Source organism: Sporosarcina saromensis, from assembly GCF_033253735.1.
In the GTDB taxonomy this organism is placed as follows: domain Bacteria; phylum Bacillota; class Bacilli; order Bacillales_A; family Planococcaceae; genus Sporosarcina; species Sporosarcina saromensis.
In genome coordinates this window covers 59,046-82,719 of record NZ_JAUBDI010000008.1, presented here as the reverse complement: position 1 = coordinate 82,719, position 23,674 = coordinate 59,046, and the positions used below count along the sequence as shown (strand labels likewise).

The window sequence follows — 23,674 nt, the reverse complement described above, 5'->3', positions numbered from 1 at the left end:
AAATCTCATGAAGAAAATCCACCTTTTAGGTATTTTTGAAGGGAATACACCATTTCAAAAAAATAACCTAACAACAGAACCTGAGCTCTGTTGTTAGGTTATTTACGCTTTTACACTTAACTCTTCCATGAAATACATCTCAACTTCATGCCAATTATCCACACGGACATCATAAGCAAGTTCAATGTTTTGCATTGCTGTATACATTACCCCTCGCCCTTCAAAGCGAGTCAACTGTTGGATATTATCATCGATTAAATAATCGGCTTGGACGACTTTTTTATTGCCACAGAAGATAAACAAATTCGGATCTAAGAATGGGAAATTTTCACGTAACCAATCAAACTTGGCAGCGAATGAATTCGGCACTTCCATCGCTGCTGTCGCAATGACAATTTCATAATGTTTACTGAGTCGCTCTAATACGACTTGGCTCCCTTCAATTACTTGCATAGTACGAAAGAAATGATCCGTATGGATTTGTTCTACTAGATAGTCCAATTCATTCGGGTATAATTTTTCAATCGAGTATTCCTTTAAATGAGCACGTGTATAGCGTTGATTTGTTTTTTTATTTAATACATCGAGTACTTGCTGCGTAAAGTCCGCAAGTACCTCATCCATATCCACAGCAATTCTTCTCATAACAATCCCCTCTTTCTTCTTTTATCCTCCCGAGTATACTCTACTATTTTCAGATCCCCTCACTTTTTACACAATCTTTACGTAACCTTATCATTCTCACAAAGTGAGTTAATTTATCTGTATACAGTCCACAATGTGGTAGGCAGTATGCTATTGACCAACATTTTTTCATGTTACTTATGATTTCATAAGAGATTGAATACCTACCGACTTTATAAAACTTGCCATTAAAGCTTTACGTTACGTTTTTACTATTAATTCACACAAAAAAACCTTGCCACAAATATTGATGTGACAAGGTTTTAATACAATTATCCGATTGAACCTTCCATCTCGAACTTAATGAGGCGGTTCATTTCAACTGCGTATTCCATTGGTAATTCTTTTGTGAATGGCTCGATGAAGCCCATGACGATCATTTCTGTTGCTTCTAGTTCACCGATACCACGGCTCATTAAGTAGAAGAGCTGTTCTTCGGAAACTTTGGAGACTTTTGCTTCGTGCTCAAGTGAAATGTTGTCATTTAGGATTTCATTGTATGGAATTGTGTCTGAAGTCGACAGGTCATCCATGATGAGTGTGTCACATTCAATGTTAGAACGTGCGCCATCTGCACGGCGACCGAAGTGGACAATTCCACGGTATGTTACTTTCCCACCATGTTGGGAAATGGATTTAGAAACGATTGTTGATGATGTATTTGGTGCTAAGTGCATCATTTTTGCACCTGCGTCCTGATGTTGTCCTTTACCAGCTAGCGCGATGGAAAGAGTCATTCCACGTGCGCCTTCGCCTTTTAAGATACATGCAGGGTATTTCATCGTCAATTTTGAACCGATGTTGCCATCGATCCATTCCATTGTCGCGTTTGCTTCACATACAGCACGTTTTGTTACAAGGTTATAGACGTTGTTTGCCCAGTTTTGGATAGTCGTATAACGGCAATATGCATCTTTTTTAATGATGATCTCAACGACCGCACTGTGAAGAGAGTTCGTCGTATATACAGGTGCTGTACACCCTTCAACGTAATGAACGCTTGCGCCTTCGTCAACGACAATAAGTGTACGCTCGAATTGACCCATGTTTTCCGAGTTGATACGGAAGTATGCTTGAAGCGGCGTATCTACTTTAATGCCCGGTGGTACGTAGATGAATGATCCACCAGACCAAACAGCTGAGTTCAATGCCGCAAATTTGTTGTCAGAGTTCGGAATGACCGTACCCCAATATTGCTTGAACAATTCTTCGTTTTCACGAAGGGCAGAATCTGTATCTTTGAAGACGATACCCATGTCTTCAAGTTCTTCTTTCATGTTGTGATAGACAACTTCAGATTCATATTGTGCAGAAACACCCGCAAGGTATTTTTGTTCTGCTTCAGGAATCCCTAATTTGTCAAACGTACGCTTGATTTCTTCAGGAACCTCATCCCATGAACGTTCTGTCGCTTCGGAAGGTTTTACATAATACGTAATTTCGTCGAAGTTGAGCGATTTCAAATCTCCGCCCCATTGTGGCATTGGCATATTGTAGAAAAGTTCAAGGGATTTAAGACGGTAGTCCAACATCCACTGAGGCTCTTCTTTCATTTTTGAGATCTCTTCAACGATTTCACGTGTCAAACCACGTTCCGAACGGAAAACAGATACGTCTTTATCACTAAAACCATATTTGTAATCGCCAATTTCAGGCATTTTTTTAGCCATCATTATTCCTCCGTTCTTTCATTTGCCAAACTGCCTGTCAAGACAAGCAGTTTGACAGTTTGTTGACTTCTAGCCGAAGAAGTCGGCACCGGGTCTATTCGTCAGAATCCTTACCGATTCCTTTCTCCATCGCTTTCCAGCTCAATGTCGCACATTTAATGCGTGCTGGGAATTTTGCGACGCCTGAAAGGGCTTCGATATCACCGAGGTCAATGGAATCATCGACTTCTTTGCCAAGCATCATGTCCGAAAACACATGAGCGTACTGAACAGCAGCATCGACGTCTTTGTCTTTAATGATCTGCGTCATCATCGAGGCGGATGCCATGGAAATGGAACACCCTTCTCCTTCAAATTTCGCATCCTTAACGATACCGTCTTCTACTTGCATTGTTAAGTGAATGACGTCTCCACATGTCGGGTTGTTCATGTCGACCGTGATGTTGTTGTCTGCTAGTACACCTTTGTTTCTTGGATTCTTATAATGATCCATGATGACTGAGCGGTATAGTTGGTCTAAATTGTTTAATGACATTATTGGAAATACTCCTTTGCAATACGGAGTCCTTCGACGAGGCGGTCGACATCTTCTTCCGTGTTATACACGTAGAAGCTTGCACGTGCCGTCGCTGAAACTTTCAACCATTTCATAAGCGGTTGGGCACAATGGTGACCTGCCCGCACTGCGATTCCGTTCATATCTAATACAGTTGCTACGTCATGTGGATGGACGTTATCCAAATTGAACGTTACGAGGCCAGCACGCTTACCTGGATCTTTCGGACCGTATATTTCAAGCCCTTCAATTGCTGACATTTTGTCCATCGCGTACGCAGCAAGCTCGTGTTCGTGCCGTTCGATTTCGTCCAATCCGATTGCTTCCAAGAAGTCGATTGCTGCGCCTAAACCGATCGCACCTGCAATGATCGGCGTACCTCCCTCGAATTTCCACGGCAATTCTTTCCATGTAGATTCATAGAGGCCTACGAAGTCAATCATTTCACCGCCAAATTCAACCGGTTCCATTGCATTCAACAAGCTTTTCTTTCCATAAAGGACGCCTATGCCTGTCGGACCGCACATTTTATGACCTGAGAAAGCAAGGAAATCACAGTCCAGTTTTTGCACATCGATTTTCAAATGTGGTGCCGCTTGTGCTCCGTCCACTACCATGACTGCACCATGTGCATGGGCAATCTCAGCAATCTCTTGAATCGGATTCATTGTACCTAGCACGTTAGATACATACATGACAGAGACAATTTTCGTACGCTCTGTAACCGTTTCACGGACTTTTTCGAGCGACAGCGTACCGTCTTCTTCGAGGTCAATATACTTTAGGACTGCGCCTTTTTCCTTCGCAAGTTGTTGCCAAGGAATAATATTGGAGTGGTGTTCCATTGGAGTAATGACGATTTCATCACCTTCTCCAACGTTTTGCCGTCCATAGCCTTGTGCAACAGTATTCAAGGCAGTTGTTGCGCCGCGCATAAAAATGACTTCTTGTGTTGATTTTGCATTGATGAACTTACGAACTTTTTCTCGAGCTCCTTCATACCCTTCCGTCGCTCGGTTCCCTAACGAGTGAACACCGCGATGGACGTTTGAATTGTCGAGCTTGTAGTAATTCGTTAGTGCGTCAATAACTTGCTGCGGCTTTTGGGAAGTCGCAGCACTATCTAAGTAAACGAGCGGATGCCCGTTAATCTCCTGGTCAAGAATCGGGAAATGTTTGCGGATCTCTTTGCTGAGCATTAGCGCACTTTCCTTTCGATGACCTCCGTCAATTGCTTCTTAACACCTTCGATTGGTAATTTGCTGACGACTGGTGCAAGGAAGCCGTGGATGACGAGGCGTTCTGCTTCTTGTTTTGAAATTCCTCGGCTCATTAAGTAGAACAATTGTAATGGATCTACGCGACCGACAGATGCAGCGTGACCTGCTGTTACATCGTCTTCATCAATTAAGAGAATCGGGTTTGCATCCCCACGTGCTTTTTCACTTAACATAAGGATACGTGATTCTTGAACTGCATTAGAGCGAGTTGCGCCTTTTGCAATTCGACCGATACCGTTAAAGATGGAAGAAGCGCCTTCTTTCATGACACCGTGTTTTAAAATGAACGCATCTGTATCTTGGCCCCAGTGAACAATTTCCGATGTAAAGTTCTGTTTTTGAGTGCCACGGCCAACGACAACTGTTTTCAAGTCGCTAGAAGAACCGTTTCCTACCAAGTGCGTGATGTTTTCTGAAATTGTGTCGCTGTCATTCATTAAACCTAATGCCCACTCGATACGGCTATGAGGGCCAGTGACGCCACGGCGGTTGACGTAAGTCGTGAAGCCTTTTGCAAGGACATCCACTGCACCGTAAATCACTTTTGCGTTGTCGCCAGTGAACACTTCTGAGATGATGTTCGCTTGTCCGGCAGCCTCTTCAACAGTTGAAAGATAGTTTTCAACATATGTGACAGAGCTATTCGCATCTGCTACGACGATCACATGGTTGAATAGGGATGCTTGCGGATCATTGTGCAAGAATAATACTTGCAAAGGCTCTTCAACGACTACATTTTTCGGTACGTAAACAAATACGCCACCGTTCACTAACGCTGCGTGAAGTGCCGTCAAGCGATGCTCGTCCACTTTCACGCCATCTGTCATATAGTATTTTTTCAAAAGATCTCCATGCTCGCGAGATGCTGTGAAAATATCTGTTAAGATGACACCTTTCGCTTTCAAATCTTCTGAAAGTGAGATGAATGCAGGTGTATTATTATGTTGTACATAAATGTTTCGTTGGTCTTCCCCAACCAATTCCTTAGCTTCTGCCGGTAGCTCAGCAAGTGAAGCAAATGTTGCGCTTTCTACTGTGTGAGATGGGAAGTCCATGAAGTTCCATTTATCGATTTTCGTTTTATCTGGTTTTGGCATCGGAAGCTGTTCCACTTTCGCTAACGCATCTGCGCGGAAATCTGCCATCCAAGCGGCTTCATTCATGTGTGCGGAAAAAGAGCGGACGTCCTGTTCGGTCAATGCCATTTTTGTTTCAACCGTCATTTTGAATCGTCCCCTTTCTTATGCTTCTTGTCCAACTGTTTCGTCTTCAATTCCTAATTCTTCTTTAATCCAGTCATAACCGTTTTCTTCAAGTTGCTTCGCAAGCTCAGGACCACCTGACTTCACAACGCGGCCTTGCATCATGACATGAACGTGATCAGGCGTAATGTAATTCAATAGACGTTGGTAGTGTGTGATCATCAAGCATCCGAAATCTTGTCCACGCATTTCATTGATCCCTTTAGAAACAATTTTCAAAGCGTCAATGTCAAGACCGGAGTCGATTTCATCCAACACCGCAAATTTCGGCTTCAACATCATGAGTTGAAGAATTTCGTTACGTTTTTTCTCTCCACCAGAGAAACCTTCGTTCAAGTAACGTGTTGCCATATCTTGATCCATTTCAAGGAGATCCATCTTGCTGTCCAATTCACGGATGAATTTCATAAGGGAAATTTCGTCGCCTTCTTCACGACGTGAGTTAATTGCAGAACGCATGAAATCTGCATTCGTTACGCCTGTAATTTCACTTGGATATTGCATAGCAAGGAAAAGACCCGCTTGAGCGCGCTCATCAACTTCCATTTCAAGTACATCTTCACCGTCTAATGTGACTGAACCTGAAGTTACTTCATATTTTGGATGCCCCATAATTGCAGACGCAAGTGTCGATTTACCAGTACCGTTCGGACCCATAATTGCGTGGATCTCGTTTGTATTGATTGTCAAATTGACGCCTTTCAATATTTCTTTTCCTTCAATCTCAACGTGAAGGTCTTTAATTACCAAAGTTGCCATTCGAATACCTCCAATATGATCGTTATGAACGGTTAATTCCATTCTCTGTTTAGTATCATTCTAATTTTAGCTTATTACGGACGCCCTTGCAAATCATTAAGAATTATTATAATTTATTTAGCTAAAAGCTCGTCATTTCTCAATCTTCTTTATGAAAATAGGAGCCTACATTTTCATTTATTCACAGTTCATTGAGAATGAAAAACTGTGGATGCCCGATTTCTCAAGGGTATCCACAGTTCGTCGGATGTATTCGTTTGCGGTTATGCTTCTTTCTTTGTAAACCGATCGACGATAATCGACAATGCGCCGTCGCCGGTTACGTTTGTCGCTGTGCCGAAACTGTCTTGCGCCATATACAACGCAATCATCAAAGCAACCATTGACTCGTCAAAGCCAAGCATTGTTGCGAGGAGTCCAACTGCTGCCATAACCGCTCCACCTGGTACTCCCGGTGCTGCAATCATCGTCACGCCAAGCATGAAGATGAATGGCAAATAGCTTACGAATGATACCGGCATATCATTCATTAACAATACACCAATGGAACAAGAGACTAATGTTATCGTACTACCGGATAAATGGATTGTTGCAAACAACGGAACCGTAAAGTCAGCTACTCGTTCGGATGCTCCTGCTTTTTTTGCTTGTCTTAGTGTAACAGGGATTGTTGCTGCTGAAGATTGTGTCCCAATTGCGGTCATGTAAGCAGGTGCCATTGTTTTCATTAACACAAATGGGTTTCGTTTTGAAACACTTCCTGCAATCGTATATTGGATCGTCAGCATGAGTAGATGCAAAATAATGATCATAACAAACACGATGGAGAAGACGGATAATACTTTTGCCACTTCCCCGCTGAACGTCATGTTCAAGAAAATCCCGAAGATATGAACCGGTAATAGCGGAATAATGATGTACGAAATTACTTTTTCAATGAGAGTATTCAATTCATCAAAGAACGAAAGCATCGTTTTGCTGCTAATGGATGCCATTCCAATTCCGAGGATGAATGCTAGCAATAATGCAGACATGACGCCCATTACTGGTGTCATTTCAATTTCAAAAAACGCTTCTGCTGCAGGTCTTCCAGCATTCTCTACTGAACCTGACCCTACGGCATGAATGAAATTCGGTAAAAAAGTCGTGGCTGCAAAGAAAGCGATGATACCGGCTACGATTGTTGATGCGTATGCAAATACGGTTGCCATACCTAATAGCTTTCCAGAACCTTTTCCGAGTTTAGCGATTCCCGGTGCAATAAAAGCGATGATGATCAGCGGCACGACGAAGTTCAAGAAGCCTCCAAAAATCATATTGAATGTCGCAAATAAGCTGACAAACCATTCACTGAATCCTTCATGTATTTTTGGAAGTAACATTCCTAACCCTACTGCAAGTGCGATGGCGATAAGTATTCGCCAAATTAGTCCAATCTTTTTCATTCTCTATGTCCTCCCCAAATGCACATTTGTCTATTCGTTTGTACGTTTACTTTAACATAGTAAAGAAGAAATAGGAACGCTACCTTAAATATTTGTAGTTATCAAAAAAGACTGCTTTTCTTACCAGCAATGGTAAGGAAAGCAGTCTGACGACAAACTTATTTTACTGGGACAACCGAGCCGCCCCACTCTTTTAAGATGTAGTCTTGGATTTCTTCAGATGTTAGTACTTCAACAAGTGCTTTAATTGCTTTACGATCTTCATCTCCAGCACGAACAGCAATGATGTTAACGTATGGAGAATCTGATTCTTCAAGTGCAATCGCATCTTCCAATGGATTTAAGCCTGCGTCAAGTGCATAGTTTGAGTTAATTAACAACAAGTCACCTTCGTTTTGTTTGTACAACTCCGGCATAAGTGCTGCTTCGTATTCTGCTTCAAACTGTAAGTTTTTTGGATTGTCCACGATATCATCAAGCTCAGCTTTTACTTTCTCAACACCGTCTGCTAGAGTAATTAAACCTTCTTTTTCCAACATAGAAAGAACACGACCGTGATCGGCTACAGAGTTACTAATGAGGACTGTCGCACCGTCAGGTAGTTCATCAAGTGCTTTGTATTTTTTAGAATAAACGCCGATTGGCTCGATATGAATTGCACCAGCGTTTGCAAACTCATAGCCAAAGTCAGCCATTTGCGTTTCAAAGTATGGAATATGTTGGAAGAAGTTCGCATCTAGCGTACCTGCATCCAAATCCTTATTTGGCAAAATGTAATCTTGGTATTCTTCAATTTCTAACTCAAATCCTTTTTCTTCAAGCAACGGCTTTGCCTGCTCCAAAATCAGCGCATGCGGCACGCTTGTCGCACCAACAACTAGTTTCGTTGACTCTTCTTTTCCACCACTTGTATTGTTCTTATCGCTTGTCCCACAAGCAGCCAATGCAAGGACGAGTACCGCTAATAAAATCCCCGCCAAATACTTCTTCATAATTGACTCCCCATTTCTTAGTTGTTTTTTATAATGAACAGGTTTGACCTGACATTCACTTACCGTTTGTCCAACTTACGGACGATGACATCTCCAATGAATTGGAAGATGAAAACGATAACTAATATTAAAATCGTTGCAACGAGAATGACATCATTCTGACTTCGTTGGAACCCTTGGAAATACGCAAGATTCCCTAACCCGCCAGCACCGATAATACCCGCCATCGCTGTATAGCCGACTAATGCAATGGCTGTAACAGTTATACCGGAGAACAATGCGGGTTTTGATTCGGGCAAAAGTACTTTGAAAATAATCGTACTCGTCTTTGCACCCATTGACCGTGCAGCTTCCAGTACACCTTTATCAATTTCTTGTAAACCGATGAGCACCATCCGTGCGTAAAACGGTGCTGCACCAATAATGAGTGCAGGCAGTGCGGCATTCGGGCCACGCATCGTGCCGACTAGGAAAATCGTTACCGGCACTAACAAGATGATTAAAATAATGAATGGAATTGAACGGAATATGTTGACGACCGCTCCGGTGATGGCATATGTCAGCTTGTTCGCCCATAATTGACCTGGACTTGAAAGAAAGAGCGCAATACCGAGCGCGATACCGATTACGAACGTGAAGACAGTTGAAACAGCTGTCATATAGAGTGTTTCGATCGTCGCTTCCCACATCTTATCCCATTTAACATTAGGTAAAAGTGTTTCAATCATGGTCGATCACCTCCGTCTGTACGCCTTCGGAATGAAGGAAGTCAATCGCTTCGTTGACGATTGTTGCATCGCCAATTAATTGCAACAGCAATGTCCCATATGCTCCACCCTTAGTATGAGAAATATTCCCTTGTACGATGTTGACGTCGATCCCAAATGTACGAATTAAGTTTGCTAACACCGGTTGCTCCGTTCGTTCACCGACGAATACTAATTTTACGAGCGTTCCAGCGGTATGATCGGATTTTAAATGTTCTAACGCTTGTTCAGTGCCTGTCGGTTCTGTTACTTGAGAGACAAACCGCTTCGTAATTGGCGCTTTTGGAGATTGGAACACATCGAGGACATTTCCGATTTCCACGACTTGACCTGCTTCCATAACAGCTACACGATGACAGATTTTACGGATGACATGCATTTCATGTGTGATTAAAACAATTGTCAAACCAAGTCGTTCGTTAATGCTCGTTAATAAGTCGAGGATGGCATCCGTTGTTTCCGGATCAAGTGCAGAAGTGGCTTCATCACATAGCAATACTTGTGGATCATTTGCTAACGCCCGGGCAATGCCGACCCGTTGTTTTTGTCCGCCTGACAATTGGGATGGGTACGCATTTTCCCGGCCGTTCAAGCCAACTAAATCAATTAATTCTTGGACGCGACGATCTCTTTCATCCTTTTTGAGGCCTGCAATCTCCAATGGAAAAGCGATATTCTCTTTTACAGTACGCGACCAAAGCAAATTGAAGTGCTGGAACACCATACTAATTTTTTGTCTCGCTTCCCGTAACGCTTTTCCACTAATGGTTGCCATTTCATGACCTGCGACATTTACAGATCCCGAAGTAGGTTGTTCCAAACCATTCAATAATCGGATTAGTGTACTTTTCCCTGCACCGCTATACCCGATAATCCCGAAAATCTCCCCAGCATGAATATCTAAATTGACGTTATCAACAGCCGTTATACTAGCGTTCCCTGAACCAAATTTCTTATTTACACTTTTCAACTCGATCATTTTCAATTCACCTCGATACAATCTTGTCCAAAAAGAATAGCCTTTCTGCAGACAAGCAGAAAGGCCAATACGTTATCGTTTATCTCAACGTTCGTCCGATCTCTCATCTCTCAAAGCATGCGCTTTGCGTGATTTGGCACCTTTTCACTTTCGTGATGGTTGCCGGGCTTCATAGGGCACTTCCCTCCACCTCTCTTTATAAGAGCGACATATTCAATTTGCGTTAAATTTATTAGATATACTTATACCATAGAACTTTCAATCATGTCAAACCCATTTTTTCTAAAAGGTGCGGTATAGATTGAAATGCATAGATTTTTTCTCGTACATATCCTTCTTTCTGTATGAGCAGACAAGGGACACTTTCGATTTCATAATCGACGGCAAGATCTTCGATATAATTCAAGTCTGCTTTTCCAATTGGCAACTCTGGTTTCATCACAGCTATGACTTCCATCATTTTAGACGCAACCGCGCAAGTGCCACACATCGGTGTATATAAATAAAACACGCTTAGCGGGGAATCTTTTTTGCTTTGTTCCCATTGTTCACGTGTCCATGTTTGGATCGTGTTCAGTTTTATCACCTTCAAAGTAAAAATTCAGGATGCACATGAAAACCTTCTGCAAGCAAAATTGCTGCAAGCGTGCGATAAGGGGTCGTCTCGACTTGCCTGTAGACGCGTTCCGTGTATAAATGGAGGGCTTCAGGAAAATCCCTTTTGAATAAAGTTCGTATGCTTTCGCCTGAGTCATCTGCATCGACAAAAACATAGATCTGGTCATCTTCATACGGTGCCAGCAATTCTTCAATGCGGTAAGGGCTCACTGTTCCATTCGTACAAATAATCTCGACTGGCTCTGCCAACACTTTTTGCAATCGCTTCCGGTCAGCACCGCCTTCTACGACAACGATTCTACGAAACTCCATTTCCCTGCCTCCTTAGGCCATTAGAAAAAGCGCCGGAAAGCTCCAGCGCTCTACTTGTGCTTACTCACCGATTGTCATTTTGTCATAGTCTTCAGCAGACATTAATGCATCAAGTTCCGCTTTGTCAGATGCTTCAACGACGATCATCCAAGCGCCTTCATATGGAGATTCGTTCACCAATTCAGGGCTATCTTCCAATTCTTCGTTCACTTCAAGTACTTTTCCGCTAATTGGCGCATATAGCTCAGAAACCGTTTTAACAGATTCTACGCTACCAAATGGCTCGTCCGCTTTCACTTCGTCTCCAACTTGTGGAAGTTCCACGAATACGATATCGCCAAGTTCAGATTGAGCGAAGTGTGTAATACCAATGCGGTAATTACCGTTTTCGTCTTTTACCCATTCATGTTCTTCTGAATAACGCAAGTCTTTAGGTGTGCTCATCCCATAACCCTCCATACGTTTACAATTATTGATTTCCATTCAATTCTTACATATTTCATGCATAAAGACAAGAAACTTAATCATGCGTTCCATGCGGCTTCAAATTGCGCTTCATTAAAGCCGACCGTCACTGTCATACCATCTGTTACAAGTGGTCGTTTAATGAGCATTCCATCCGATGCGAGTAACGCGATTTTCTCGTCATCTGACATGTTAGGGAGTTTGTCTTTCAAGTTCAATTCCCTGTATTTCATCCCACTGACATTGAAGAATTTTTTGATGTCTAATCCGGAATTGCTGATCATTTGTTGAAGCGTTTCTTTCGTTGGTGGATTTTCAGCAATGTTGATAGATTCGAAGTTCACATCATTGTTCGTTAGCCACTTTTCCGCTTTTTTACACGTTCCACATTTCGGATAGCCGTAATAAGTAATCGTCATCTGCAGCACCTCCACTTTTTCTCTAGTATAACAGAGAAAACACCCAGGCGTGAACTGCCCTGGGTGCAGATGCATCAAACAATATATTTTTCTGCGTCGATTAATTTCACTGACGCTTCACGTTTTTTCGCGATGATGTTGTATGGCGTTGAGCGAGTCAATTTCCGCAATGCCGATAGCATCATCCGTTGGTTGTCGCCTTCTACGGAAGCAAGCAATGTTTCTTTTGCATCTTTTTCAATAGCTTCGAATGCTTCTTGACAGAAAATCTCCGTGTAGAGGATTTTTTGTTGCTCTTTCGCTTCGCCATTTTTAGCGACCGCTTTTTCGGTACGTAGTAGCGCAGACTCCATTGCGAAAATGTTGTTGGCGATGTTCGCAATGTTGACAAGGACTTCCTGTTCCGCTTCAAGCTTCGTGCCGAAACGTTGTGCAGCCATACCCGCAGTCAACAAACCGATCTTCTTCGCGTTCTTCACAAGTACTTTTTCTTGTGCCAATGCTTCGTCGCCGATTTCTTCCGGCATCATCATTAACAACTCTTCTTGCAGGCCTTGTGCTTTTTCGAGTAAAGGCAACTCGCCTTTCATCGCTTTTTTCAAGAACGTGCCTGGCACGATCATCCGGTTAATTTCATTTGTTCCTTCAAAAATCCGGTTAATACGGGAGTCACGGTAAATGCGCTCCACTTCATACTCTTGCATGAAGCCGTATCCGCCGTGAAGTTGAACCGCCTCATCCGCGATATAATCGAGTACTTCGGAACCGACAACTTTGTTGATGGAGCATTCGATTGCATATTCCGCGATGGATGCCGCAACTGCTTTTCCATCCTTTTGTTGCTCAGGCGTCATCTCACTATTACGCTCTTCAAAATACCCGACTGTACGGTAAATCAAGCTTTCAGTCGCGTACAACTTCGATGCCATCGTCGCCAGTTTCTCTTTCGTCAAATTGAAGGATGAGATCGGCGTCTTGAACTGTTGACGTTGATTCGCATACGTGATTGCTAATTCAAGTGCGCGCTTTGAACCTCCAACTGTTCCCACACCAAGTTTGTAACGACCGATATTCAAAATATTGAAGGCGATAATATGCCCTCTGCCGATTTCACCTAAGAGATTTTCAACTGGTACTTCTGCATCTTCAAGGATGAGCGTCCGTGTGGATGAAGACTTGATGCCCATCTTCTTCTCTTCTGCACCGACCGATACGCCTGGGAAGTCCCTTTCCACGATGAAAGCCGTAAATTTGTCGCCATCCACTTTCGCATAAACAACGAATACGTCCGCAAAACCAGCATTCGTAATCCATTGCTTTTCACCATTTAAAATATAGTGCGTTCCTGCTTCATTCAATTTCGCTGTCGTTTTTGCGCCTAATGCATCAGATCCTGAGCCCGGTTCCGTTAACGCATACGCAGAAATTTTGTCCCCTGATACGGAGTTCGGCAAATACTTCTTCTTCTGGTCTTCATTCCCAAAAAGGACAATCGGCAATGTACCAATCCCGACGTGTGCACCATGTGTAATCGAAAAGCCACCTGCGACGGACATCTTTTCTGCAATTAACGCAGACGAGATTTTATCGAGACCGAGGCCATCGTATTCTTCAGGAACGTCCGCCCCTAATAGACCAAGATCCCCAGCAGATTTCAATAACCGGACCGAATGCTCAAACTCGTGGTTCTCCAAGTTTTCTACTACTGGCAACACTTCATTTTTCACATAGTCCTCTGTCGTTTTCGCAATCATTTTCTGTTCGTCAGAAAAATCTTCTGGCGTAAATACGCGTGAAGCATCCAGATCCTCAACGAGAAAAGCCCCACCACGAACGAATTCATTTGTTTTTGTTTCAGCCATTGTTTGTTCCTCCTTTATTTACCTAACTTATTATGGAAGTCTTTTATGGACCGCCTTATCTCGGAAGGAAGCCATGCGTTGTTGAACAATAGTTGCTTATTAAACTTGAATGCACGGCTTCACTTTGTTTTTCGTTTGTAATCTTGAAATCGTCTGCACGCAGGTTTACAGCATTTCAAATACGCCTGCAGCACCCATTCCGCCACCGATACACATCGTGACAACACCAAACTGCTTTCCTTGGCGTTTCAATTCGTTCAACAATCTTACTGTTAAGACGGAACCAGTCGCACCGAGTGGATGGCCAAGTGCGATTGCTCCACCATTAACGTTCACTTTGTCCATATCCAATCCTAAATGACGGATGACTTGTAACGATTGGGAAGCAAACGCTTCGTTCAACTCCCACAAATCGATGTCCTGGATTGATAAACCCGCAAGTTTCAACGCTTTAGGTACCGCTTCAATCGGCCCAATCCCCATCACTTCAGGAGGCACTCCGCCTACTGCAAAGGAACGGAATTTTGCAATTGGACGCAACCCATTTCCTTCTGCGACTTCGCGGTCCATGACGAGGACGGATGCCGCACCGTCTGAAGTTTGCGAAGCGTTTCCAGCTGTGACAGTTCCTTTCACTGAGAACGCCGGACGCAGTTTCGCCAGAACTTCCATTGTCGTACCTGTACGGACGCCTTCATCCATGTCAAACAGGACGGTTTTTTCTTCGTATTTTCCTGTTTCATTAACAAACCGTTTTACAACTTCAACAGGAACGATTTCATCTACAAATTTCCCTGCTTTAATTGCTGCAGCCGCTTTTTCATGGGAACGTACCGAGAAGGCATCTTGGTCTTCCCGGCTGACTCCATATTTCATTGCGACCTGCTCAGCTGTGTGCCCCATCCCCATATAGTATTGAGGCGCTGTTTCCGCAAGCGTAATATTCGGTCGGATCGTATTCCCCATCATCGGCACCATACTCATCGATTCGACGCCACCAGCTATGATTGCTTCTGCATGCCCAAGCATGATCCGCTCCGCTCCGTAGGCGATCGATTGAAGGCCAGAAGAACAGAAACGATTGACGGTTATGGCAGGTGTCGTATCGGGCAGTCCTGCCAATGCGCCGATATTACGCGCGACGTTCATGCCTTGTTCCGCTTCCGGCATCGCGCATCCTATGATCAAATCATCAATTGGTCCATCGTATCCATTAGCTCGTTTCAATGTTTCTTTAATTGCCAATGCACCTAAGTCATCCGGACGGACAGTTGCAAGCGAGCCTTTGCCTGCTTTTCCGACCGGTGTCCGTGCACCGGCTACAATTACTGCTTCACGCATCCCTTTTCCTCCTTTGCTAATTGTTCCGTCAGTTGCGTAATGGCTTCCCTTTCAGGAGCATATGTTGCATACGTTGCTGTGACTTTGGTTCCGCCACAAGACTGAGGAACGCTTCCCGTTCAAGGTCCAACAAATATTGTTCATCGACGAGTGTCCCGAACGGCACTTTGCCACCGGACAGTACGAATGCCAATTTCTTTGCGATTTTCAAATCATGCTCGCTAATGAAGCCCGATAAATACATCCCTTCTGCACCAAGTAGCATTGTTGCGTACCCTGAATCCCCCGTTACAGGAACTTTTTCTTTCTTAGGTGGTAAATAGCCGCCTTCATAAAGGGCCAACGCCGCTTGTTTTGCGTCATAGAGCAAGTGATCCGGATTGACGCTTATGCCATCTGCAAAGTTCAAGAAGTTATTCTCTTTCGCTTCTTCAGCAGACGTCGATACTTTCGCCATCGCAATCGTTTCAAACACTTTGTTTGCGACGTATTGAATATCCACTTGGACGCCGTTCGGCAATCCTTTTAAGTGTTTTGTGTACAAGTTGACGTTTCCGCCACCTCCAGGAATTAACCCGACACCTACTTCAACAAGTCCGATATACGTTTCCATTGATGCTTGGATATGTGCTGCTGGCAAGCACACTTCTGCCCCACCACCGAGCGCCATTTGGAACGGTGCAGCGACGACCGGTTTCCGGCTATATTTCAGTCTCATCATCGCGTTTTGGAAGGAACGGATTGTATAATCCAGTTCAAAAATATTATCGTCTTGCGCTTCCATTAAGATCATGCCTAAGTTCGCGCCGACGCAGAAGTTTTTGCCTTGATTGCCAATGACGAGCCCTTTGTAATTCTTTTCAACTTCATCGACAGCAAAGTTAATCATCTGAATGATGTCTAACCCAATTGCATTCGACTGAGAGTGGAACTCTAGTAACGCAATGCCATCCCCTAAGTCTACTAAACTTGCACCTGAATTCTTCTTGATGACGCCATTCTTTTTCTTATAGCGCTTTAAGTCAATCGCCTTTTCATTTACTGGAACAGGCTGATAGCGATCTCCGTTATAGAAGAACAAGTCTCCCTCTTCTTCCTTATAGAATGTGTCGAATCCTTTCGCAAGCATTTCTTCTACAAATGAAGGAATCGTCAGTCCATCTGCTTTCATCCGCTCAACTGACTTCGCGACACCGATTGCATCCCAAATTTCAAACGGTCCTTGTTGCCAACCGAAGCCCCACTTCATGGCATTGTCGATGGCGACGATGTCATCCGCGATTTCACCAGTTAGTTGCGCAGAGTACGTCAACGTTGGAGAAAGGATACTCCAAAGGATTTCCCCTGTTCGGTCATTTGCGTAGACGAGGGATTTCACTTTGTTCGCCAAACCTTTTTGTTGCTTCGCCATCTCAATTGAAGGCGTTTTCAATTTCTTCGTCGGGACATATTCAAACGTCTCAATGTCGAGCTCCAAAATCTCTCTATCTTTCTTCAAGTAGAAGCCTTGCTTCGCTTTTGCGCCGAGCCAGCCGTTGTCGATCATCTTTTGCATGAAAGCTGGGAGTTCGAAAACTTGCTGTTCTTCGCCTTCCGTTTTGTCATATGCGTTTTTCGCGACGTGCATGAACGTATCGAGTCCAACGACATCCAATGTCCGGAATGTCGCCGATTTTGGTCGTCCGATAAGCGTTCCTGTCACCGAATCCACTTCTCCAATGGAATAATTGCGTTTTTCCATTTCACGAAGGGTAACGAGCAATCCATACGTCCCAATTCGATTGGCAATGAAGTTCGGTGTGTCTTTTGCGATGACGACACCTTTTCCTAAGCGATCTTCCCCGAATTCGAGCATGAAGGAAAGGACTTCAGGAGCCGTCTTTGCTGTCGGAATAACTTCTAGTAATTTCAAATAGCGAGGTGGATTAAAGAAATGCGTACCAAGGAAATGCTTTTGGAAATCCTCTGTACGTCCTTCAGCCATTGCTTCGATACTAATCCCTGAAGTATTCGATGTAATAATTGTTCCTGGTTTGCGTACCGCATCTATTTTTTCGTATAACGCTTTTTTGATTTCTAAATTTTCCACAACTACTTCGATGACCCAGTCAACATCTTTTAATTTATCCAAATCATCTTCAAAGTTTCCGACTTCAATGAGTGAAAGATTCTTTTTCGTCGTAAGTGGAGCGGGCTTTTGCTTCACCAGTTTTTCTACAGCAGTGGAAGCAAATTTGTTACGAATGCGCCGATCTTCCAACGTCAGTCCTTTCGCTTCTTCCTCTTCTGTCAGCTTATTTGGGACAATATCGAGCAAAAGGACAGGAATCCCGATATTTGCTATATGGGCTGCAATCCCTGACCCCATCACGCCTGATCCTAATACTGCCGCTTTCTTGATTTCATATGCCACGTTTACGAAGCCTCCCTTTTCTTGAATGAACGCTCATTCATTTTATGCGTAAAAAAAATAGAAACGGTATCTATATTTAGTAGTTTAGAACATTCCACACGTTTTCGCAATATTTATATGGTTCAATTCACAAACTTTTTGGAACATACGCGTTTTCTTTTCTATTATTCTATTCATACTCTCCCTCATGGATGACGGGTGGAAGCGCTTGTGTGGGCATTTTAGTTTCCGTATCGTGTAGAAGATTGTACACTGAAGGAAAAAGGAGTGTTGTATGATGAAATCAATTACGACAGTAGAACAATTTAACGAAGTCATTAACGGTGACGGGAAAGCATTAATCAAATTCCAAGCAGGCTGGTGCCCGGATTGCACACGTATGGACATGTTCATCGATCCGATCATTGAGGAGTACAATTCGTACACATGGTATGACGTCGATCGCGATGTGCTTCCTGAAGTTGCAGAGAAATACGAAGTGATGGGCATCCCAAGTTTGCTCATTTTCCAAAATGGTGAGAAGAAAGCGCATTTACACAGTGCAAATGCGAAAACGCCAGATCAAGTGATTGATTTCTTGGAATCGGTCGAAGTAAAAAATTCGTAAATTGAATGTAACGGTGCAGGCTTTTGTCTTCGAAGTGAACACTTTGAAGGCAAAGGCCTATTTTTTTTGGCTAGTAGGTGGATGTAGATTGTTCTGTACGTGTGACGCTTCAATTTTACGCTCAACTGGAGCGAATTATTTTGTTTACCGAATTAGTTTTGGTTTTTTTGTTAGAGTATGTCGTATAATGGAAGGGTGCAACAGAAAACAGTTATTTGAGGTGGAAAAATGGAATCCATTCATGAAATAGAGCGTTTGAAAGCAAGAATTGAATTGCTGGAAAAAATGATAAAGAAAACGTCCGTCCCAATTATTTCTTCAATTGTCGATCACACAATTCTCGTGCCGATTGTCGGCTATACGGGGGCCGAACGGTTTGAATTGATACGTAATCAGGTGTTGGAATACATAGGAGAAAATCCTACAGTCAATTGTGCCATCTTTGATTTTACAGGCTCTGATTTAAATGAAAGTGATGAGCATGATTATAATACCATTGCGTTTGAACTAGAAGTGCTTAACAATACACTTAAACTGATGGATATTCGCCCGATTTCCGTTGGCTTTAATCCAAGTATTGTTCGCAGAATTGTAAGTGCAGGGGTTCAGATGGACTTTGAATCGTACATTAACTTCCGTATGGCGTTAAAGGTACTAGTAAAGGAAAATGAATCGGTTATTCAGCTATAATACGCAATGCCTTTACTATTAGCTTCTAAGTAGTCCTACTATAGCAATTAGATTTTTATAAGTCGCACCGATTAAGCGAGGGATTCGACGTGATGTACATTCGAAACTTCAAAGGAAAATCACAATTTGACGATGATATTGCTGAGCGGTATCGTCAATCTGCTTGCGGTCCCGTAACAGCTTTCTTATTGCTACGCCATCAGTCGTTAGACTACCACATTAATGAGCTTTACCGAAAGTTGGGTGGCACGCGTATCGGTTTATTCAAATGGCGATTCATACGCAATTTGCGGAAGTTGCTCGGTACTGGTTGGATCGTGGAAGCCTGCACAATTGATGCTGTAAAAGTCGAACTTGCCAATGGACGAGCGGTTGCTGCTAAATTCGATAAATGGTTCTCTTTTCACTGGTTCGGCACGTATAGCTTTGATTATCATTGGGTGCCTGTTATCGGGTACAAAGAGACTCAATCAGGTTTGTTGTTACTTGTTCATGACAACGGTGGCCGCCATCGTGCGAGCCACATTCGTGAGATTCCGTACGAGAAAAACCGTGCCATTCTATCTTTCGTTAAAGTTGAAAAAACCACTGCTGATTAGCCGATCAGACAGTGGTTTTTTCGATTGCAGGAAACAATGAATCCAATTGCCGGACGACCATTGAATATTCGTTCGCTCGCAAGTGGTCCCTCAATCCTGAACAAAATTCAGGAAGCAGTAAGTCATCAATTGTTTCTTTGAATTCAATTTCACAATGGATTTGCGCTAACTTTTTAGAGAGGCGCAACATATCCATATCCGCTTCGATTTTTTTCTTCATGGCAGGTGCCAGTTGGTCAATTTTCTCAATGACCGCTTCCACCGTTCCATGTTCTTTCACTAATTTCAACGCGGTCTTCGGTCCAATCCCTTTTACACCTGGATAGCCGTCACTTGTATCCCCTGTGAATGCTTTGACTTCTACAAAACGATGCGGTGGAATGTCGTACTCTTCTACGAACCGTTCTTCTGTATAGATATCATAGATATTGTACCCTTTTTTCATAAATGCAATGGACACACCCGGACGGAGTAATTGCAACAGGTCTTTATCACCCGTCACGATTGTAATGTCTGCCTTCCCTTCCCAAGCACAGACAAGTGAGCCGATTAGATCGTCAGCTTCCATTCCTGGAATTCCGTAGTTTTTCCAACCAATTTCTTCGGACAGTGCTCTCGCCATATCAAATTGCGGTAGCAGTTCTGGTGCCGGTTCAGGGCGGTTTGCTTTATAGCCATCAAATAAATCGTTCCGGAATGTGTGTGCAGCCATGTCCCAACAAACCGCCATATGGGTTGGTTTAAAAATTGAAGTAGCCGTCAATGTGTGTCGAGCAAATCCTTGGACGGCATTCGTCGGGATGCCATTCGAATTCGGGAAAAAGTGGCCCATTGCTGACGTGGCAAAGAATGAGCGGAATAGCACAGCCATGCCATCTATAAGTAAAAGATGTGGTTTTGATTCCATTGGATAGACCTCCAAATTTTTTTTCAGCAAGTTAGATATTGTTTATTCTTAAACGGGTATATTGAAGAAAAAAGGGGGATTGCCTTATGCGAATTCATAGTGGTTCACTTTACTGGCCAACTACACTTCAAGTTTCACCTCGACGCGTACCGAAAAGAGAAGATACATATGATGTTATTATCGTCGGTGGCGGGATGTCAGGTGCGTTATGTGCCTATACTTTCATTCGAAAAGGCTTGTCTGTAGCCGTTTTCGATAAAAGACAAGTCGCTGCTGGCAGTTCGTCTGCAAACACCGGTTTACTTCAATACTCTAATGATATCATGCTTCATGAGTTGATTGAACAGATTGGAGAAAAGAATGCAGTGGAATTCTATCGGTTATGTTTGGAAGCAATGGAAGATTTGCAAACTGTTGCGAAACAGTTACCGGGTAACCCAGAGTTTTATAGCCGTCCGAGCATTTATTACGCGAGTGATGAAGCAGATGAAGAACGGATTTACACCGAATATAAAACATTGAAAAAGCATGGATTCCCGTGTGATTATTGGGATCAGGAAACACTGAAAGCGAAAATGGGGTTTGATAAACCCGGTGCCATTGTTACGTATGGAGATGCAGAAGTGAATCCTTACAAATTCGTCAATTGTTTATTCGATGATTTCGAGGAGCATGGTGGCCATATTTTTGAATTTACAGAAGTGGAAGACGTGAAAGAGGAAAATGATAGGCTTCGAATTAAAACGTCTGCGGGAGATTTGCACGCCAAACAAGTTGTGTTCACAACGGGTTATGAAACAGTTCCTGTTGGCAAACGAATCGGTGCAGACATTAATCGATCGTATGTCATCGTCACGGAACCGCTCGACCAAATGCCACCTTGGTATGAGGAAGCGCTTATTTGGGAATCAAAACGTCCTTATTTATACATCCGGTCATCTGCGGAACGGCGTCTCGTCATCGGCGGTTTGGATGAAGAAGTTGCTGAAATGCCAACGTCCGATGAACGGATTACGGAGTGTGGTGAACAATTAAAAATGCAGGTTAAAGCGCTATTCCCACACTTGCCGATTGAAATCGCCTATTCGTATTGTGCCACTTTTGGAGAGTCTCTTGATAATCTCCCTTTCATCGGCGAGCATCCACACAAACGAAACCATTATTACTTGCTTGGCTACGGCGGCAACGGGACGGTTTACAGTATGATGGGCGCCAAAATGCTTGCTGATGCGCTGACTGGGAATGAGCATCCTTCCGCTCACATTGTCCAATTGAACCGGGCAGTTGACCCGGAATGTGATAGTCGGACGGTTGTGCAATGAACTGATTGTATTTTTCTGTGTTGAAATGGTATGGGTCATACTGCTTCGTCAATTTTCTAGTAAAATTCGAAAGTTATGTAGTCAAATGAAAACCAAGCATGCATGCACTGCGTTCCAGCGGTGGCATGCATGCTTTGTTTATTGTTACATCGCTAAAAACGTCGCGATGTCTTCTATGTCTGGCGCAAAAATTCGATCACAGTCAATCGGTTGAACGATTTTTAGAAGTGCGTTTAACTGTTGCTTCGTTTTTGGAGCCATCTGTTCAATGCCTCGAGCATTACAACCTGTCATCGCACAAAGCGCTTCAATTGCCAAGACATTTCGTGAATTTTTGATGATTTGTTGTGCGTGTCTTGAACCAATCGTCCCCATCGAAACATGATCTTCTTGGTTCCCTGAAGACGGGATAGAGTCGACAGATGCAGGATGTGCCAGCGTTTTATTTTCCGATACAAGACTGGCAGCGGAATATTGTAAAATCATCGCCCCGGATTGAAGACCTGGTTGCGCACTAAGAAATGGCGGTAAGCCTTCATTCAATTGCGGATTGACGAGACGTTCAATTCGTCTTTCGGAAATGTTCGCAAGTTCCGCTACCGCGATTTTAAGAAAATCCATTGCAAATGCGATCGGTTGACCATGGAAATTTCCTCCTGACACAACAGTTTCCCCTTCGTCAAAAATAAGGGGATTGTCAGTTGCCGCATTCATTTCAATTTCAAGTTTCTCTTTCACATAAGCGAGCACTTGCCAACTTGCACCGTGCACTTGCGGGATACAACGGATGGAATACGCATCTTGAACGCGCTTTTCACCTTGAATGGTTGTCAGTTGGCTTCCTTCCAACAAGTCCAACATTCTTGCCGCCACGTCGACTTGCTCCTTGTACCCACGCGCTTCGTGGATCGCTGGATGAAACGCATCCGTAATGCCATGCAGCGCCTCCATTGTCATCGCGGCGATCCATTCACTACTGTATGCAAGTTTTTCAGCTTCCAAATAGTTGACGACCCCTTGAGCCGTCATGGCTTGTGTGCCGTTGATGAGCGCTAGCCCTTCTTTTGCTTCAAGAACAACCGGCTCTATTTTAAGTTCATTCCAAACCGCGGACGCAGGGACATGCTTTCCGTTTTGCCAAACAAAACCTTCCCCTAAAAGGACAAGGGCTAAATGGGACAGTGGCGCCAAGTCCCCTGATGCGCCTAGCGAACCTTGTTGCGGAATGACCGGATGGATGCCGTTGTTAACCATATAGGCGAATCGTTCCAACACTTCCGCACGAATGCCTGAAAAACCTTTCAACAGTGCGTTTAACCGCAATACTACCATTGCTCTTGAAACCACTTCAGGAAACGGTTCACCTACCCCACATGCGTGCGATCGGATAAGATTCCGCTGTAAATCTTTCGTGTCTCTTTCATCTATCTTTACATCGCTAAATTTCCCAAAACCTGTATTAATGCCGTAAACCGTTTTGTCTTGTTGCACAATTCGCTCGACCGCTTCCCTACTTTTCCGGACACGTTGTAGGGCTTCTTCGTCCAAAGCGATTGGGACATTTTTATAGAGGATTTGCTCCATCTCATCAAGTGTTAATGAATCCCCAGAAAGCTTTATCACATTGTTCATCCTTTCGTTCATATGTAGATGGTATTTTTCCTTATCGTACACGAAAACGAACGTTATTTGTTGATTATTACGAAAGTTTGTTCTATGGTAATG

The 23,674-nt window shown here is 43.4% G+C and carries 23 protein-coding genes and 1 riboswitch; of the genes, 4 read left to right on the top strand and 19 right to left on the bottom strand.

The features are described from left to right. Positions 1-102 precede the first annotated feature (102 nt). The 17 genes from QT711_RS10060 to QT711_RS09980 all read right to left on the bottom strand — a co-directional run bounded on the left by QT711_RS10060 (position 103) and on the right by QT711_RS09980 (position 17,824). Complete coding sequence (locus QT711_RS10060) at positions 103-645, bottom strand: 5' nucleotidase, NT5C type (RefSeq protein WP_317943931.1); 543 nt, start codon at positions 643-645, stop codon at positions 103-105. A 311-nt stretch (positions 646-956) separates the two neighbouring features. Further along, entirely contained in the window at positions 957-2,354 is a 1,398-nt protein-coding gene (sufB, locus tag QT711_RS10055; protein WP_317943929.1) for a Fe-S cluster assembly protein SufB, read from the bottom strand. A 94-nt stretch (positions 2,355-2,448) separates the two neighbouring features. Next, on the bottom strand, positions 2,449-2,889 hold the full coding sequence (sufU, locus tag QT711_RS10050) for a Fe-S cluster assembly sulfur transfer protein SufU (protein ID WP_317943927.1): 441 nt from the start codon (positions 2,887-2,889) through the stop codon (positions 2,449-2,451). Further along, positions 2,889-4,109, bottom strand: coding sequence for a cysteine desulfurase (locus tag QT711_RS10045; protein ID WP_317943925.1), 1,221 nt, complete (start codon positions 4,107-4,109; stop codon positions 2,889-2,891). The genes sufU and QT711_RS10045 overlap by 1 nt, the downstream gene beginning before the upstream one ends. Continuing rightward, entirely contained in the window at positions 4,109-5,413 is a 1,305-nt protein-coding gene (sufD, locus tag QT711_RS10040; protein ID WP_317943924.1) for a Fe-S cluster assembly protein SufD, read from the bottom strand. Before sufD ends, QT711_RS10045 begins: the two co-directional genes overlap by 1 nt. 18 nt (positions 5,414-5,431) lie before the next feature. Continuing rightward, positions 5,432-6,211, bottom strand: coding sequence for a Fe-S cluster assembly ATPase SufC (gene sufC / locus QT711_RS10035; RefSeq protein ID WP_317943922.1), 780 nt, complete (start codon positions 6,209-6,211; stop codon positions 5,432-5,434). 263 nt (positions 6,212-6,474) lie between these two features. Further along, entirely contained in the window at positions 6,475-7,656 is a 1,182-nt protein-coding gene (locus QT711_RS10030) for a dicarboxylate/amino acid:cation symporter (protein WP_317943920.1), read from the bottom strand. 158 nt (positions 7,657-7,814) lie between these two features. Beyond that, positions 7,815-8,648: a MetQ/NlpA family ABC transporter substrate-binding protein gene (locus tag QT711_RS10025; RefSeq protein WP_317943918.1), complete on the bottom strand. Its 834-nt coding sequence runs from the start codon at positions 8,646-8,648 to the stop codon at positions 7,815-7,817. A 59-nt stretch (positions 8,649-8,707) separates the two neighbouring features. Continuing rightward, the gene (locus QT711_RS10020; RefSeq protein WP_317943916.1) at positions 8,708-9,376 is read right to left on the bottom strand and encodes a methionine ABC transporter permease; all 669 of its coding nucleotides are present in this window, start codon (positions 9,374-9,376) and stop codon (positions 8,708-8,710) included. Further along, positions 9,369-10,394 (bottom strand): methionine ABC transporter ATP-binding protein, encoded by a 1,026-nt coding sequence (locus QT711_RS10015; RefSeq protein WP_317943914.1) that lies wholly within the window; start codon positions 10,392-10,394, stop codon positions 9,369-9,371. Before QT711_RS10015 ends, QT711_RS10020 begins: the two co-directional genes overlap by 8 nt. Positions 10,395-10,494: 100 nt before the next feature. After that, positions 10,495-10,599: riboswitch (SAM riboswitch) on the bottom strand. A gap of 57 nt (positions 10,600-10,656) precedes the next feature. Then, a complete protein-coding gene (locus tag QT711_RS10010; protein WP_317943912.1) occupies positions 10,657-10,980 on the bottom strand; it encodes a thioredoxin family protein in 324 nt (107 codons plus the stop codon). Between the two features lie 2 nt (positions 10,981-10,982). Further along, positions 10,983-11,324 carry a toprim domain-containing protein gene (locus QT711_RS10005; RefSeq protein WP_317943910.1) on the bottom strand — a complete coding sequence of 114 codons (342 nt, stop codon included), beginning with the start codon at positions 11,322-11,324 and terminating at the stop codon, positions 10,983-10,985. Between the two features lie 60 nt (positions 11,325-11,384). Further along, positions 11,385-11,768: a glycine cleavage system protein GcvH gene (gene gcvH, locus QT711_RS10000; RefSeq protein WP_317943908.1), complete on the bottom strand. Its 384-nt coding sequence runs from the start codon at positions 11,766-11,768 to the stop codon at positions 11,385-11,387. A gap of 80 nt (positions 11,769-11,848) precedes the next feature. Further along, positions 11,849-12,208, bottom strand: a complete 360-nt coding sequence (locus QT711_RS09995; RefSeq protein WP_317943906.1) for an arsenate reductase family protein — start codon at positions 12,206-12,208, stop codon at positions 11,849-11,851. A gap of 74 nt (positions 12,209-12,282) precedes the next feature. Continuing rightward, the gene (locus tag QT711_RS09990; protein WP_317943905.1) at positions 12,283-14,070 is read right to left on the bottom strand and encodes an acyl-CoA dehydrogenase family protein; all 1,788 of its coding nucleotides are present in this window, start codon (positions 14,068-14,070) and stop codon (positions 12,283-12,285) included. 165 nt (positions 14,071-14,235) lie between these two features. Continuing rightward, the gene (locus QT711_RS09985) at positions 14,236-15,411 is read right to left on the bottom strand and encodes an acetyl-CoA C-acetyltransferase (RefSeq protein ID WP_317943903.1); all 1,176 of its coding nucleotides are present in this window, start codon (positions 15,409-15,411) and stop codon (positions 14,236-14,238) included. Positions 15,412-15,439: 28 nt separating this feature from the next. Next, positions 15,440-17,824 (bottom strand): 3-hydroxyacyl-CoA dehydrogenase/enoyl-CoA hydratase family protein, encoded by a 2,385-nt coding sequence (locus QT711_RS09980; RefSeq protein ID WP_317943901.1) that lies wholly within the window; start codon positions 17,822-17,824, stop codon positions 15,440-15,442. A 277-nt stretch (positions 17,825-18,101) separates the two neighbouring features. Here QT711_RS09980 and QT711_RS09975 point away from each other — a divergent pair, with 277 nt between their 5' ends. The 3 genes from QT711_RS09975 (at position 18,102) to QT711_RS09965 (ending at position 19,720) form a co-directional block, all read left to right on the top strand. After that, positions 18,102-18,431, top strand: coding sequence for a thioredoxin family protein (locus tag QT711_RS09975; protein ID WP_317943899.1), 330 nt, complete (start codon positions 18,102-18,104; stop codon positions 18,429-18,431). A gap of 228 nt (positions 18,432-18,659) precedes the next feature. Further along, on the top strand, positions 18,660-19,121 hold the full coding sequence (locus QT711_RS09970; RefSeq protein ID WP_317943898.1) for an STAS domain-containing protein: 462 nt from the start codon (positions 18,660-18,662) through the stop codon (positions 19,119-19,121). Positions 19,122-19,213: 92 nt separating this feature from the next. After that, positions 19,214-19,720, top strand: a complete 507-nt coding sequence (locus tag QT711_RS09965) for a hypothetical protein (RefSeq protein WP_317943896.1) — start codon at positions 19,214-19,216, stop codon at positions 19,718-19,720. Between the two features lie 4 nt (positions 19,721-19,724). Here QT711_RS09965 and QT711_RS09960 read toward each other — a convergent pair whose 3' ends face one another. Then, positions 19,725-20,627, bottom strand: coding sequence for a 5'-3' exonuclease (locus tag QT711_RS09960; protein ID WP_317943894.1), 903 nt, complete (start codon positions 20,625-20,627; stop codon positions 19,725-19,727). A gap of 86 nt (positions 20,628-20,713) precedes the next feature. Between QT711_RS09960 and QT711_RS09955 the strand changes: the two genes are divergently transcribed. Further along, positions 20,714-21,949 carry an NAD(P)/FAD-dependent oxidoreductase gene (locus tag QT711_RS09955; protein WP_317943893.1) on the top strand — a complete coding sequence of 412 codons (1,236 nt, stop codon included), beginning with the start codon at positions 20,714-20,716 and terminating at the stop codon, positions 21,947-21,949. A gap of 144 nt (positions 21,950-22,093) precedes the next feature. On the opposite strand, the gene hutH is transcribed toward QT711_RS09955, so the two are convergent. Then, positions 22,094-23,572: a histidine ammonia-lyase gene (hutH, locus tag QT711_RS09950; protein WP_317943892.1), complete on the bottom strand. Its 1,479-nt coding sequence runs from the start codon at positions 23,570-23,572 to the stop codon at positions 22,094-22,096. Between the last annotated feature and the right edge of the window lie 102 nt (positions 23,573-23,674).